This is a genomic window from Citreicoccus inhibens, assembly GCF_019039035.1.
Taxonomy (GTDB): domain Bacteria; phylum Myxococcota; class Myxococcia; order Myxococcales; family Myxococcaceae; genus Citreicoccus; species Citreicoccus inhibens.
In genome coordinates, this window is record NZ_JAHNZT010000007.1 from 268,470 (window position 1) to 282,074 (window position 13,605).

Annotated in this window: 11 protein-coding genes; 10 read left to right on the forward strand and 1 reads right to left on the reverse strand. The window is 69.4% G+C overall.

From position 1 onward, the window contains the following. The first annotated feature begins 55 nt into the window (after nt 1–55). Nucleotides 56–1,348 (forward strand): hypothetical protein, encoded by a 1,293-nt coding sequence (locus KRR26_RS12545; RefSeq protein ID WP_217079908.1) that lies wholly within the window; start codon nt 56–58, stop codon nt 1,346–1,348. A gap of 10 nt (nt 1,349–1,358) precedes the next feature. On the opposite strand, the gene KRR26_RS12550 is transcribed toward KRR26_RS12545, so the two are convergent. Then, entirely contained in the window at nt 1,359–2,150 is a 792-nt protein-coding gene (locus KRR26_RS12550) for a 2-keto-4-pentenoate hydratase (RefSeq protein ID WP_217079920.1), read from the reverse strand. Nucleotides 2,151–2,374: 224 nt separating this feature from the next. Here KRR26_RS12550 and KRR26_RS12555 point away from each other — a divergent pair, with 224 nt between their 5' ends. The 9 genes from KRR26_RS12555 to KRR26_RS12595 all read left to right on the forward strand — a co-directional run bounded on the left by KRR26_RS12555 (nt 2,375) and on the right by KRR26_RS12595 (nt 13,428). Continuing rightward, nucleotides 2,375–3,937 carry an aldehyde dehydrogenase gene (locus KRR26_RS12555; protein WP_233576799.1) on the forward strand — a complete coding sequence of 521 codons (1,563 nt, stop codon included), beginning with the start codon at nt 2,375–2,377 and terminating at the stop codon, nt 3,935–3,937. A gap of 22 nt (nt 3,938–3,959) precedes the next feature. Continuing rightward, the gene (locus tag KRR26_RS12560) at nt 3,960–4,388 is read left to right on the forward strand and encodes a RidA family protein (RefSeq protein ID WP_120204816.1); all 429 of its coding nucleotides are present in this window, start codon (nt 3,960–3,962) and stop codon (nt 4,386–4,388) included. A 1-nt stretch (nt 4,389) separates the two neighbouring features. Continuing rightward, on the forward strand, nt 4,390–4,917 hold the full coding sequence (gene nbaC, locus KRR26_RS12565) for a 3-hydroxyanthranilate 3,4-dioxygenase (RefSeq protein ID WP_217079909.1): 528 nt from the start codon (nt 4,390–4,392) through the stop codon (nt 4,915–4,917). Continuing rightward, on the forward strand, nt 4,914–5,930 hold the full coding sequence (locus KRR26_RS12570; RefSeq protein ID WP_120204813.1) for an amidohydrolase family protein: 1,017 nt from the start codon (nt 4,914–4,916) through the stop codon (nt 5,928–5,930). The genes nbaC and KRR26_RS12570 overlap by 4 nt, the downstream gene beginning before the upstream one ends. Then, the gene (gene kynU / locus KRR26_RS12575) at nt 5,927–7,204 is read left to right on the forward strand and encodes a kynureninase (RefSeq protein WP_217079910.1); all 1,278 of its coding nucleotides are present in this window, start codon (nt 5,927–5,929) and stop codon (nt 7,202–7,204) included. The genes KRR26_RS12570 and kynU overlap by 4 nt, the downstream gene beginning before the upstream one ends. After that, nucleotides 7,197–8,588 carry an FAD-dependent oxidoreductase gene (locus tag KRR26_RS12580; protein ID WP_120204810.1) on the forward strand — a complete coding sequence of 464 codons (1,392 nt, stop codon included), beginning with the start codon at nt 7,197–7,199 and terminating at the stop codon, nt 8,586–8,588. Before kynU ends, KRR26_RS12580 begins: the two co-directional genes overlap by 8 nt. Next, a complete protein-coding gene (locus tag KRR26_RS12585) occupies nt 8,566–9,303 on the forward strand; it encodes an SDR family oxidoreductase (protein ID WP_217079911.1) in 738 nt (245 codons plus the stop codon). The genes KRR26_RS12580 and KRR26_RS12585 overlap by 23 nt, the downstream gene beginning before the upstream one ends. A 157-nt stretch (nt 9,304–9,460) precedes the next feature. Beyond that, nucleotides 9,461–12,598, forward strand: a complete 3,138-nt coding sequence (locus KRR26_RS12590; protein ID WP_236068526.1) for a TonB-dependent receptor — start codon at nt 9,461–9,463, stop codon at nt 12,596–12,598. Between the two features lie 29 nt (nt 12,599–12,627). After that, the gene (locus KRR26_RS12595; RefSeq protein WP_217079913.1) at nt 12,628–13,428 is read left to right on the forward strand and encodes a hypothetical protein; all 801 of its coding nucleotides are present in this window, start codon (nt 12,628–12,630) and stop codon (nt 13,426–13,428) included. Nucleotides 13,429–13,605: the final 177 nt, after the last annotated feature.

Below are 13,605 nucleotides of genomic sequence, written 5' to 3' on the forward strand. Positions count from 1 at the left end.
GTCCTCGGGCGAGGAGTTTCGTGCGAACCTCGGGTTCCCTCCCGGAGTTCCCCGCATGCCCCTGCAACACCCCCTCCGCGCCGTGACCGGAGGTGTGCTCCTCATCGCCATCGCGAGCCTTGGGGCGCTCGCGTCCTGGAGGCTGCGCATCACGCCGCTCGCGGAGCGGCTCGTGCATGACACGAACGCGCTGGTGGGCGCGGAGCATCCGAGGCCCTCGCACGTCACGCCCGCGCGGCCCGGGAGCTTCGCCATGGCCGTGGCCCCGCTGCTGCCGGAGCTGGCCCGCGTCTATGAGAACGCGAAGGCGCTCGACGAGGAGCAGCGGTCGCGGTGCGAGGCCGTGGCGGATGGAACGGCGTCGCTCTCCGCGCTGCCGGCCGAGTGCCGCGCGGCCTTGGAGCGACACCGTCCGCTGATGCAGCGCGTGCTGGAGGCGACGCACGCCGACCAAGGTGGACTGCCCGAGGAGCTCTGGCTTCAGCCGGTGCAGAACGACCGGCTCCCGACCGAGGAGCCCGTCATCCTGTTCCAGATGGTGCGGCACGCGGCGCTGGAGGCGCGCTTCCAACTCGCCGATGGCCACGTCGAGGCGGCCGTGGACACGTGCCTGGACGCGCTCGCGCTCAGCCGGGAGATCGCCCTGGGCGGGCTCATTGGGCAGATGCTCTCCGTGAACGGCTATCGCGTGGCGTATCGCGCGTGCGCGGACGCGATTGACGCGGCCCCCGCGCGGCGCAAGCGACAGGCCGCCGCGCAGCTCGTGCGCCTGGGTGAGGGCTTCCCGCCGTTGTCCCTCTCGCTTCGGCAGGAGTCGGTCATCGTCCAGTTCTCCGAGTTCCGCGAGTTGATGCCCGATGAGTGGGTGGAGGAGTTGGCGCCCTCGGCGCGTGACCTGCTCAATCCAGAGAAGCCCCTGGCGGATGAGGACCTCAGCAAGGGCTGGCAGTGGCCACTGCGGCGGCAGGTGGCGTGGCACCACAAGGTGGAGGGCTTCGGGAAGTTGGAGGCCATCGCGGACCTCCCGCCGACCGCGCGGCGCAAGGCCTTCGCGGTGTTGGAGACCCGCGAGAGCGCGGCATGGCTCCAGGTGGGGCGCCCCTCGGTGGGCCAGTATGGTCAGTACGCGGACCGGCTGGACCTGCGCCGGCTCCGCAATGACGCGCTCATCGCGCTGGCCGAAGTGGACGCGACGCGCGCCGAGACGGGCCAGTGGCCGCGCGAGCTTCCCAACGGCATGTCCTCGCTCATCATGGAGCCGGTCGGCCCCAACGAGTTGGTGCTCAAGCCGTGCGGCACCAGCCTGGCCGAGTACGCGCTGCACGTGACGGCGGACACGCAGCCCTGACGCGGCGGGGCTACTCCGTCGCGGACACCTCGACGTCGCCGAGCCCTTCCACGGTGAGGCGCACGTGGTCTCCGGGCTTGAGCATGTGGGCCACGGTGGCGGCACCGGACAGCACGATGCTTCCGGCGGGCAGCCCCTCGCCGCGCTCCGCGAGCAGCGCGCACAGCTGCACCACCGACAGCACCGGGTCTCCCGAGATGGCGTCCGAGCGGGCCGACTGCACCACCTGCCCGTTGACCGACATGTGCATGTCCAGGCGCGCCACGTCCAGTTCGCGCGGCGGGCGCTCCAGCGCGCCGAGCACGAACAGCGACGACGAGGAGTTGTCCGCCACCACGTCCGGCAGGCTGAAGTACTTGAAGTCGATGTAGCGGGAGTCGAGCACCTCCATCGCCGCGAACACCGAGCCGCACGCATCCAGCGCCTCCTCGCGCGTGATGGTTCCGCGCAGGGGGCGCGCGATGCGGAAGGCAATCTCGGGCTCGATTTTCGGATGGATGCCGGCGCCCACGCGGATGACGCCGCGCGCGGGAACCTGCATCACATCGGTGAGCACGCCGTAGACGGGCGACTCGAGGTTCATCTGCTTGCGCTTGGCCTCCGAGGTGAGGCCCATCTTGAGGCCCACCACGCGCTCGCCGCGCGCGAGCCGCATGCGGATGCCCTCGGCTTGCACGGAGTATGCGAGCGGCAGGGCCAGCTCCGGGAGCAGCGAGCGGGTCAGCGGAGGAATCTCGCGCCGCTCCAGGCGTGCCGCATCCAGGACCTTCGCCATCGCCACCGCGTCCACGCTCATGTGCATCGCCTGCCCTTCCTCGTCGGAATCCATCGCGCCGTCCACGCCTCCCGGACAGCGGGGCGCGAGCTTCTGGCAGCCTCCACCCTCGCGCAAGCACACCGTGCGCGCGGAGCCTTTCGATGCGGTGGCGCTGGAGCTTTCGTTCCTCTGGAGCGCGGAGTAGCGGGCAGGCGACAGCGCACACCGGAAGCTCCTCGGCGGACCGTCGTATCGCTGGTGACAGATGAATGAGCGGCGTACATTGCGCCGCGCTTCGCACGGCTGGGTGCGAGCCTCGCCCCGGACACTTCGGGGAAGCGGGCCCGCGTCATCGCATCGCGCGGCGCGTCACGACGGAGGGCTCGGCCTTGGAGAAGGTGCTCAACTACATCGGTGGGGAGCTGGTGCCCGCCACGGGCGGCGGCTGGCTGGAGAAGCCCGAGCCCGCCACCGCGCGGACCTACGCGCTCGTGCCGGACTCGGACGAGGCGGACGTGCACCACGCGGTGGAGGCAGCCGCACGGGCCTTCCCCTCCTGGTCCGCCCTCCCCGCCGCCGAGCGCTCGCGGCACCTGCGCCGACTCGCGGACACGATTCGCTCCCGCCTGGACGTGTTCTCCCGCGCCGAGTCCATCGACACCGGCAAGCCGCTGTCCGTCGCGTCCACGGTGGACATCCCGCGCAGCATCCTCAACTTCGAGTTCTTCGCGGACGCGGCCACCCAGTTCGCCAGCGAGTCGCACGCCATGGACGGCGTGGCGCTCAACTACACGCTGCGCTCGCCGCTCGGCGTGGTGGGCTGCATCTCGCCGTGGAACCTGCCGCTGTACCTGCTCACGTGGAAGATTGCCCCCGCGCTCGCGGCGGGCAACTGCGTGGTGGCCAAGCCGTCCGAAGTCACACCCATGACGGCGTTCCTCCTGGCGCAAGCGTGCCGTGACGCGGGCCTGCCGCCCGGCGTGCTCAACCTCGTGCACGGCCTGGGTCCCAAGGTGGGCGCGGCCATGAGCGTCCATCCGGACATCCGCGCCATCTCGTTCACGGGCAGCACGCGCACCGGCGCCGAGATTGCTCGCGTGGCCGCGCCCGCGTTCAAGAAGCTGTCGCTGGAGATGGGCGGGAAGAACCCCAACGTCGTCTTCGCGGACTGTGACTTCGACGAGGCGCTCGCCACCACCGTGCGCTCGTCCTTCGCCAACCAGGGACAGATTTGCCTCTGCGGCCCGCGCATCTTCGTGGAGCGCCCGCTGTACGCGCGCTTCAAGGACGCCCTCGTGGAGCGCACGCGCGCGCTGCGCGTCGGTGACCCGTTGGAGCCCACCACCGACCAGGGCGCGCTGGTGTCGCAGCAGCACTTCGACAAGGTGCTCGGCTACGTCGCGCTCGCGAAGCAGGAGGGTGGTCGCATCCTCACGGGCGGCCAGCGCGCGAAGGTGGAGGGCCGCTGCCGCGAGGGCTGGTTCGTGGAGCCCACGCTGGTGGAGGGCCTGGACGCGGGCTGTCGCACCAACCAGGAAGAGATTTTCGGGCCCGTGGCCACCCTCATGCCCTTCGACTCGGAGGACGAGGTGCTCGCGTGGGCCAACTCCACGCGCTATGGCCTCGCCGGCAGCGTGTGGACGAAGGACCTGTCGCGCGCGCACCGCTTCGCCGCGGGCCTGCACAGCGGCATCGTCTGGGTGAACACCTGGATGCTGCGCGACCTGCGCACGCCGTTCGGCGGCGTGAAGGACTCGGGCGTGGGCCGCGAGGGCGGCTGGGACGCGCTGCGCTTCTTCACCGAGCCCAAGAACGTCTGCATCAAGCTGTGAGTTCGTTCCCCTGGAGACATGCGTGAGCACCCGCGAGCGAGTCGACTCGTCCAAGGCCCCGGAGCCGGTGGGCCTCTATCCCCATGCGCGACGCGTGGGCAACCTGCTGTTCCTCTCCGGCGTGGGCCCGCGCGAGCGCGGCAGCAAGAAGATTCCCGGCGTGGAGCTGGATGCGGACGGCAACATCACCTCGTATGACATCGAGACGCAGTGCCACTCGGTGTTCCGCAACGTGCGCTACATCCTGGAGGACGCGGGCTCCTCGTGGGACCGGCTGGTGGACGTGACGGTGTACCTCACCGACATGAAGAAGGACTTCCCCACCTACAACCGCCTGTGGGCCGAGTACTTCAAGGACGCGCAGCCCTGCCGCACCACGCTCGAAATCAATCGGCTGCCCACGCCCATCGCCATCGAGCTCAAGTGCATCGCCACCGTCGGAGATGAATGACATGGGACGCCTGACGCCCATCAACTTCAAGAAGTGGATCGACGAGCACCGCCACCTGCTCAAGCCCCCCGTGGGCAATCAGCAGGTGTGGGCGGACCGCGAGTTCATGGTCACCGTGGTGGGCGGCCCCAACGCGCGCACGGACTTCCACATCAACGAGGGCGAGGAGTTCTTCTACCAACTGGAGGGCGACATCACCCTGCGCGTCATCGACGAGGGCGAGGTCCGAGACATCCCCATCCAGGAGGGCGACATCTTCCTGTTGCCGCCCAAGGTGCCGCACTCGCCGCAGCGCCCGCCGGGCACGGTGGGGCTGGTGCTGGAGCGGCGCCGGCAACCGCAGGAGCTGGATGGCTTCCTGTGGCGCTGCCCCCAGTGTGGCACCACGCTCTATGAAGAGTACCTCCACGTCACCAACCTGGTGACGCAGCTGCCGCCCGTCTTTCAGCGCTTCTACGGCAACCCCGAGCACTGCACCTGCAAGCAGTGCGGGACGCGCGTCACCCAGGCGAACAAGCCGGCGAAATGAAGATCGACATCCACACGCACATCCTCCCGGCGGAGCTGCCGCGCTTCGCCGAGCGCTACGGCTATGGCGGCTTCATCACGCTGGAGCACCACCAGCCCTGCCGCGCGCGGATGCTGCGCGACGACGGGAAGTTCTTTCGCGAAATCGAGAGCAACTGCTGGGACCCGGTGAAGCGCATCGAGGAGTGCGACGCCATCGGCGTGCACGTGCAGGCGCTCTCCACCATCCCGGTGATGTTCAGCTACTGGACCAAGCCCGAGCACGGCGAGGACCTGGCGCGCTTCCTCAATGACCACCTGGCCTCGGTGGTGCGCGCGCACCCCAAGCGCTTCGTGGGCTTGGGCACCGTGCCGCTCCAGTCTCCCGAGCGCGCGGTGCGCGAGCTGGAGCGCTGCGTGCGCGAGCTGGGCTTCGTGGGCGTGCAGATTGGCAGCCACGTCAACGACATGAACCTGAGCGACCCGGCCCTCTTCCCGTTCTTCCAAGCGGCGAGCGAGCTGGGCGCGTCCATCTTCGTTCACCCCTGGGACATGATGGGCGAGGCGAAGATGCAGAAGTATTGGCTGCCCTGGCTGGTGGGCATGCCCGCCGAGGTGTCGCTGGCCATCTGCTCGCTCATCTTCGGCGGCGTGATGGAGCGACTGCCCAAGCTGCGGTTGGCGTTCGCGCACGGCGGCGGCTCGTTCCCCGGGACGCTGGGCCGCATCCAGCACGGCTTCGAGGCGCGGCCGGACCTCGTCGCGGTGGACAACCCCGTGCCGCCGCGCGAGTACCTGGGCCGCTTCTGGGTGGACTCGCTGGTGCACGACGCGGACACGCTGCGCGGCATCGTGAAGCTGTTCGGCCCCGACAAGGTGGCGCTGGGCAGTGACTATCCCTTCCCCTTGGGCGAAGAGCGGCCCGGGACCCTGATTGAATCGCTGACCGAGCTGTCGCCCGCCGCGCGCGAGGGCCTGCTCTGGAAGAACGCCCTGGCGTGGCTGGGACGCTCGCGCGAGGACTTCGCACCATGACTTCGCATCGCTACGAGAACACCGAGTCCTTCGCCCGGCGCATGGACGCCGAGGACGCGCTCGCCTCCTTCCGCGACGAGTTCCTCTTCCCGCCCAGCCCCTCGGGCGAGCCGTCCGTCTATCTGGCGGGCAACTCGCTCGGGCTCCAGCCGAAGCGCGCGCGCCAGTACATCCAGGAGGAGCTGGAGGACTGGGCGCGGCTGGGCGTGGAGGGCCACGTGCACGGGCGCCATCCGTGGCTGCCCTACCATGAGCTTCTCACCGAGCAGGTCGCGCGCATCGTGGGCGCGCAGCCGCAAGAAGTCGTGGTGATGAACACCTTGTCGGTGAACCTGCACCTGATGATGGTGTCGTTCTACCGACCCACGCGCGAGCGCTACAAGATTCTCATCGAGGCGGGCGCGTTCCCGTCGGACCAGTACGCCGTCGCGTCTCAAGCGCGCTTCCACGGCATGGACCCCACGCAGGCCGTGATGCTCCTCCAGCCGCGCGACGGCGAGGCCACGCTGCGCACCGAGGACATCCTGGAGACGCTGGCGCGACACGGGAAGGAGATCGCGCTGGTGATGCTGGGCAGCGTGAACTACCTCACCGGACAATCCTTCGACTTGGCCGCCATCACCCGCGCGGCGCACGCGCAGGGCTGTCAGGTGGGCTTCGACCTCGCGCACGGCGCGGGCAACCTGAAGCTCGCGCTGCATGACACCGGGCCGGACTTCGCGGTGTGGTGTTCCTACAAGTACCTCAACGGCGGCCCGGGCAGCCTGGGAGGCGTGTTCGTCCACGAGCGCCACGCGCGCTCGCCCCAGCTCCCGCGCTTCGAGGGCTGGTGGGGCCACAACAAGGCCACCCGCTTCCAGATGGGTCCCACGTTCGACCCGCTCCCCGGCGCGGAGGGCTGGCAGCTCTCCAATCCGCCCATCTTCCAGCTCGCCGCGCTGCGCGCCTCGGTGGAGCTGTTCGACCGCGCCACCATGGCCGCGCTGCACGCTCGGAGTCAGAAGCTCACGGGCTACCTGGAGTTCCTCCTCGACCAACTGCCGGAGGGCTTCGTGCGCATCACCACGCCGAGAGACCCCGCACAGCGCGGCGCCCAGCTCTCGCTGCGCTTCCGGGGCGAGCCGAAGCAGCTGCTCCAGCGGCTGGGCGACGCGGGCGTCATCTGCGACTTCCGCGAGCCGGACATCATCCGCGCCGCGCCCACCGCGCTCTACAACTCGTTCCTGGACGTCCACCGCTTCGTGAAGACGCTGGAGGGCCACGCCCGTGGCTGAGCCCAAGGAAGCGGTCACCATCGCGGGCGCGGGGCTGGTGGGCTCGCTGCTCGCCATCAACCTCGCTCGGCGCGGCCACCCTGTGGAAGTGCTGGAGCGCCGCGCGGACATGCGCCGCGAGACGGTGGAGGCGGGCCGCTCCATCAACCTCGCCATCTCCACGCGCGGCCTGTACGCGCTGCGGCGGGTGGGTCTGGAGGACGAAGCGCTCCAGCACGCCATCCCCATGCGCGGGCGAATGATTCATTCGCCCCGGGGCGAGCTGACCTTCCAGCCTTACGGCAAGGACGACTCGCAGCACATCAACTCGCTGTCGCGCGGCTGGCTCAACCAGTTCCTCATGACGCGCGCCGAGGAGACGGGCCGGGTGAACATCCGCTTCCGCCAGCGCGTGAGCGGCGTGAACCTGAAGGCGGGCGAAATCACCGTGCTCGACGAGGGCACGGGCACGTCGCGCGACGTGCGCCCGGGCGTCCTCTTCGGGACGGACGGCTCGGGCTCGGTGCTGCGTCAGGCCCTTGCTTCGTGGACCGACGCGCAGGTGTCACAGGAGCAGCTCGGCCACGGCTACAAGGAGCTGACCATTCCCGCGCTCGCGGGCGGGCGCTTCCAGATGGAGAAGCACGCGCTGCACATCTGGCCGCGGGGCACGTACATGCTCATCGCGCTGCCCAACGAGGACGGCAGCTTCACGTGCACGCTGTTCCTCCCATGGCAGGGGCCGGTGAGCTTCGCCTCGCTCGACACGCCCGAGCGGCTGGAGGCGTTCTTCCAGGAGCAGTTCGCGGACGCGCGTGCGCTCATCCCCGACCTGGTGGAGGCGTTCTTCGCCCGGCCCACCGGGTACATGGTGACGGTGAAGTCGCCGCAGTGGCGCGCGGGTGGAAGCACGCTCCTCTTGGGTGACGCGGCCCACGCCATCGTCCCCTTCTACGGCCAGGGGATGAACTGCGGCTTCGAGGACTGCACCGTGCTGGAGGCGTGTCTGGACCGGCACGCCTCGTGGGACAGCGCCTTCGCGGAGTTCGAGCGGCTGCGCAAGACGAACGCGGACGCCATCGCGGACATGGCGGTGGAGAACTTCATCGAGATGCGCGACAGCACGGCGGATCCGCGCTTCCTCCTGGAGAAGGGCGTGGAGAAGGTGCTGCTCAACGCCTTCCCAGGAGAGTTCCTCAGTCGCTACTCACTGGTGAGCTTCAGCCGCGTGCCGTACCGGCTCGCCTATGAGCTGGGCGCGCTCGCCAGCGGCATCGTGTCCGAGCTGGCGCGAGACCTGAATCGCCCCGAGGACGTGGACCTCACGCGCGCCGGCCAGCTCATCCGAGCCCGGATGGTGCCCTTCATGAAGGAGAACGCGGATGGATTTCGGACTGAAGGGTAGACGGGCGCTGGTGATGGGAGCCTCGGCCGGCCTGGGGCGCGCGTGCGCCACCGCGCTGGTGAAGGAAGGCGCCACCGTGGCCCTCTGCGCGCGCGGAGGAGACCGGCTCCAGGCCACGGCCGAGGCGATGGGCGCCGCGCTCGCCGTCCCGTGCGACCTGTCCCAGCCCGGAGCCGCCCGCGCGCTGGTGCGCGAAGTGGTGGCGAAGCTGGGTGGCGTGGACATCCTCGTCATCAACTCGGGTGGCCCGCCCCCCGGCGGCATCGAGTCCATCACCGACACCCAATGGCAGGCGGGCTTCCAGAGCCTGTGGATGACCGCGGTGGACAGCATCCAGGAGGCCCTGCCCGGCATGAAGGCCCAGGGCTGGGGGCGCATCGTGCTCGTCACCTCCACCGCCGCCCGCGAGGCGCTGCCCAACCTCACCATCTCCAACGGCCTGCGCGCCGGCCTCCTCGGTTTGGTGAAGACCGTCAGCAACGAGGTGGGCCCGCACGGCATCACCGTCAACGCGGCGCTGCCGGGCTACCACGCCACGGACCGCATGAAGGACCTGGGCCTCACCGACGAGAAGGTCGCCCCTCAGATTCCTGCGCGCCGCCTGGGTCGCCCCGAGGAGTTCGGCGCCCTGGTCGCCTTCCTCGCCTCCGAGCCCGCCGCGTACATCAACGGCCAGTCCATCGCCTGCGACGGAGGCGCCCTCCGCGGCTTCTGACCCTTCGCGGAGAAATCTCGCTGATTACCTCTTTTCGACTTTTCACGTCTTGAGACAGAGTTGACCCCGCTGGTTCGAGGGAGGGTTGGCTTTGTCCAAACGTGCAGGTCTCGCCCGCGGGCTGTGTCTCGCGGTCTTGCTATGGGGTGTCGGGGCGTTGGCCCAGGGCGCCTCGGTCATCATCGGAACCGTGGTCAGCGCGGACGGTGGCCACGCGCCGCTGGCGGACGCGGTGGTGACGGTGACGTCGCCCCAACTCCAGGGAGCGCGGGATGTCGTCACCGACGCCAGCGGTCTGTACCGCGTGCCGCAGCTTCCGCCCGGCACGTACACCGTGCGCGTGGAGCGAGACGGCTTCCAGCCCTACTCCCGCGACGGGCTGGTGCTGCGGCTGGACCGCACCATCCGCTTCAACGTGGAGCTGCTCCCCTCCTCCATCACCGAGGAACGCGTGGTGGTGGGCGCACCGCCGACGGTGGACGTGGGCTCCAGCAGCTCAGGCGTGAGCGTGGACCAGCAGTTCCTGCGCAACGTGGCCGTCATCCGGCCCGGCACCAAGGGCGCGGCCTCGCGCTCCTTCGAGTCGCTGGCGGAGCTGGCCCCGGGGGCGCAGTCGGACCGCTACGGCGTCAGCGTCAGCGGCAGCACGTCCCCGGAGAGCCAGTACGTGGTGGATGGCTTGTCGGTGAACAACCCGGGCGTGGGCACGCTGGGCACGCCGCTGTCGGTGGACTTCGTGCAAGAGGTCAACGTCATCACCGGCGGCTACCTGCCGGAGTACGGGCGCTCCACGGGCGGCGTGCTCAACGTCGTCACGAAGTCCGGCTCCAACGAGTTCCACGGCTCCGTCTTCACCTACTTCGCCCCAGGCGCGCTCCAGGCGTCCACGGCGGAAATCCGCCAGGAAGGCAGCGTCATCTCCGCGCAGGGCACGCCCGTGAACCTGGGCAGCCTCGGCTTCGACCTGGGCGGTCCCATCATCAAGGACCGGCTCTGGTTCTACGTGGGCGCCTCGCCGTCCTTCAATCGCATCCGCGTGGACCGGCAGCTCAACGCGTATGACATCTGCGAGGGGCCGGATGACCAGGGCTGCGCGAAGAAGGACGCCAAGCGCAAGGACCTGGAGACGGGCTACTCGCTGGCCACGCCCATCGAGGGCACCAAGACGTCGCGCTTCGCGGACGAGCGCAGCCTCCAGTACGTGGCCAAGCTGACGTACCTCTTCAATCCCAACCACAACGTGTCGCTCTCCGTGTTCGGCGCGCCGCGCGCCTCCGGTGGACAGGGCAAGTACTCCTTCAGCGCGGACGGCGCGCCCGAGGTGTGCCTGGGCCTGTCCTGCACCGCGTACGTGCAGGGCGCGTATGGCTCCATCGCCACGCAGCGCAACAATGGCGCGCTGGACCTGGTGGCCAAGGACGCCTCTTCGTTCTTCGACAAGAAGCTGCTGGTGGACGCGACGTTCGGCTGGCACCACCAGAGCGACTCCATCCTCCCGTCGGATGGCTCGGGCATCTCCAGCGGGCAGGGCCTGTCCGCCACGCCCAACATCTCCTGGCGGCGCACGAAGAACCCCGGCTACCACACCATCGACGAGTTCGAGGAGCTGCCCGACGCGGACGCCTGCGGCACCACGCCCGAGGAGCGCCGGCTGCGCTGCCCCGTCACGAGCTACACGACGGGCGGCCCCGGCACCATCAGCACCCAGCGGTTGGACCGCGTGCAGGGCAAGGTGCTGGCCACGGGGCTCGTGGAGGGCCTGGGCCACCACGTCATCAAGGCCGGCTTCGACATGGAGCGGCTGAGCTTCTACAACAAGCGCGCGCGCACCGGCCTCACGCCCTGGCAGGAGTGCACGGATGGCTCGTGCTTCTTCAGCCTCAACCAGTACGGCTATCTGGAGGGGCCGGACCAGCCGGTGTTCCTCGCGGAGAAGGAGGGCACCTCCACGTCCGTGACGGTGGGCGGCTTCGTGCAAGACAGCTGGTCCGTGCTCGACAAGGTCACCGTCAACGCAGGCGTTCGCTACGACGCGCAGACCATCTGGGGCCTGGATGACAAGGTGGGCCTGTACCTGCCCAACCAGTGGTCGCCGCGCGTGGGCCTCATCTACGACTTCACCCAGCAGGGGCGCAGCAAGGTCTTCGTCAACTACGCCCGCTTCTACGAGAACGTCCCGCTGGACATGGCGGACCTGTCCTTCCCGCAGCAGCAGCTCCTGTCCGCAACCTACGACGCGCCGCCCTGCAACCCGAGCGACGCCACGGGCCGGCTCACCACGTGCGTGCCCACCCGCAGCGGCCAGCCCTTGGGCAACCGCGAGAGCCCCAACCAGTACTGGGATGCGCAGGGCGGGGACCGCGTGCCCGTCGACCCGAACATCAAGCCGCAGTCGGTGGACGAGTTCGTCATCGGCGCGGAGTACGAGGTGCTGCTCGGCCGCGTGGGCCTGTCCTATACGCGCCGCTCGCTCAACAACGTCATCGAGGACATGAGCCGCGACGACGGCAACACGTTCTTCATTGGCAACCCGGGCAAGGGCTTCTCCTCGGACTTCCCGGTGGCGCGCCGCGACTACGACGCGGTGAGCCTCTACTACAACAAGGCCTTCACGGGCGGATGGCTGGCCCAGGCCAGCTACACGTGGTCCACGCTGCGCGGGAACTACTCGGGCCTGTTCCGCGCGGACACGGGCCAGCTGTCTCCCAACCTGACGCGCGACTTCGACCTGCTCTCCCTCACGTACAACCGCGAGGGCCCGCTGCCCGGAGACCGCACACACTCCATCAAGGTCATGGCGGGCCGCGAGTTCGAGTTGGACCGCAACACCCAATTCAACCTGGGCGCCTACTACCGGACGCGCTCGGGCGCGCCGCTCAACTACCTGGGCGCGCACCCGCGCCGCAGCGGCTCGGAGACGTTCATCCTCCCGCGTGGCAGCGCGGGCCGGCTGCCCTGGGTGCATGACATCGACGCGGTGGTGGGCGTGGCCCGGCGACTCTCCGGGCCCTACGTGCTGTCCGCCTCGCTCGAGGTCTTCAACCTCTTCAACTTCCAGCAGTACACCAGCGTGGACCAGACCTTCACGTTCACGCGCGTGTATGCCATTGAGCAGGGCGGCAAGCCCGAGGACCTCACCGCCTGCGCGCACGAGGAGACCCAGGGCGCGTGCAAGGTCATCTCCACGTCCACCAACGCGCCCATCGGCACGTCCGACATCAACCCCAACTTCAAGCGCCCCAACGAGTACCAGGCGCCGCGCGTCATCCGACTGAGCGCGAAGTTGAGCTTCTAGCCTCGGCTCCCGCAAGGACACGACTCCACATGAAACTTCGATTGTTGGGACTGAGCGCGGGCGTCGCGGCGGCGGCCATCGCGGTGGTGGCTTGCAACACGGACGCGCCCGAGCCGCAGTGCGTGGTGGCCCGCGCCGTCATCGACGGCGCCACCGGCTCGTTCACCACCTCGTACACGCTCAAGCCGGGGCAGAACCCGGACCTCGCCTGCGCGCACCTCAAGCCAGAAGCCGTGGGCATGCAGAAGTTCTTCAGCCAGGACCCGAGCGCCCCGGACACCGTGGGCGTGCGCAGCGCGCGCATGGGCAAGCTCTCCGAGGACTACGCCTCCAGGCCGGACCCCGACGCGGCGCACACGCTCTACTCGGTGGGCCCGCTGAGCACCGCGGAGCCCGGGGCGGACCACTTCTGCGAGGTGCCCACGCTGAGCACGGCCCGGCTCCAGGTGCCCTCCTCGGCCCCCGGGCTGGCGGACGGCGGCACGCTTCCGGACGGCGGCCCTCCCGCGCTGCCCGCGCAGAGCTTCGAGTATGCGTGGTCCAACCTGCGCATCTACAACACGCCGGAGATTCCCGGCACGCAGTTCACCGCGGAGCTGCGCTACACGGAGAACGGCTGCACGGCGGAGTACAGCGCCAAGGGCATCTGGCCCGTGGTGTCGTGCCGCAACAGCAAGACGGGGAAGGCGGATGACACGCTCTGCGACCCGTACGCGGACTTCAACGTGGGGCGCCTGCGGGGCTCGGGCATCAACCCGCTGTTCCCCGTGAAGTGCGACCCGGACGTCCTGCTCTGCGTGCTCACCGGCGAGGTGCCTTCCGCCCCGTAGTCACGCGAACGCCGGCCGCGAGGTGAGTCGCGCGGCCGGCGCCCAGGATGTCACGACCGTGACATCACGACTGCTTGGTGGTGGCGCGCTTCTTCTCCGCCAGCATCTCGCCCAGCCAGGGCCACAGCTTCTGGTACTCGGGAATCTCGTCGGACTCCTGAGGCGCCACAACCAACA

Coding starts and splice junctions, on each gene's coding strand:
- KRR26_RS12545 (WP_217079908.1), top strand. CDS start 56: ATGCCCCTGCAACACCCCCTCCGCGCCGTGACCGGAGGTGTGCTCCTC.
- KRR26_RS12550 (WP_217079920.1), bottom strand. CDS start 2,150: ATGCACATGAGCGTGGACGCGGTGGCGATGGCGAAGGTCCTGGATGCG.
- KRR26_RS12555 (WP_233576799.1), top strand. CDS start 2,375: ATGAGCGGCGTACATTGCGCCGCGCTTCGCACGGCTGGGTGCGAGCCT.
- nbaC (WP_217079909.1), top strand. CDS start 4,390: ATGGGACGCCTGACGCCCATCAACTTCAAGAAGTGGATCGACGAGCAC.
- KRR26_RS12570 (WP_120204813.1), top strand. CDS start 4,914: ATGAAGATCGACATCCACACGCACATCCTCCCGGCGGAGCTGCCGCGC.
- kynU (WP_217079910.1), top strand. CDS start 5,927: ATGACTTCGCATCGCTACGAGAACACCGAGTCCTTCGCCCGGCGCATG.
- KRR26_RS12585 (WP_217079911.1), top strand. CDS start 8,566: ATGGATTTCGGACTGAAGGGTAGACGGGCGCTGGTGATGGGAGCCTCG.
- KRR26_RS12595 (WP_217079913.1), top strand. CDS start 12,628: ATGAAACTTCGATTGTTGGGACTGAGCGCGGGCGTCGCGGCGGCGGCC.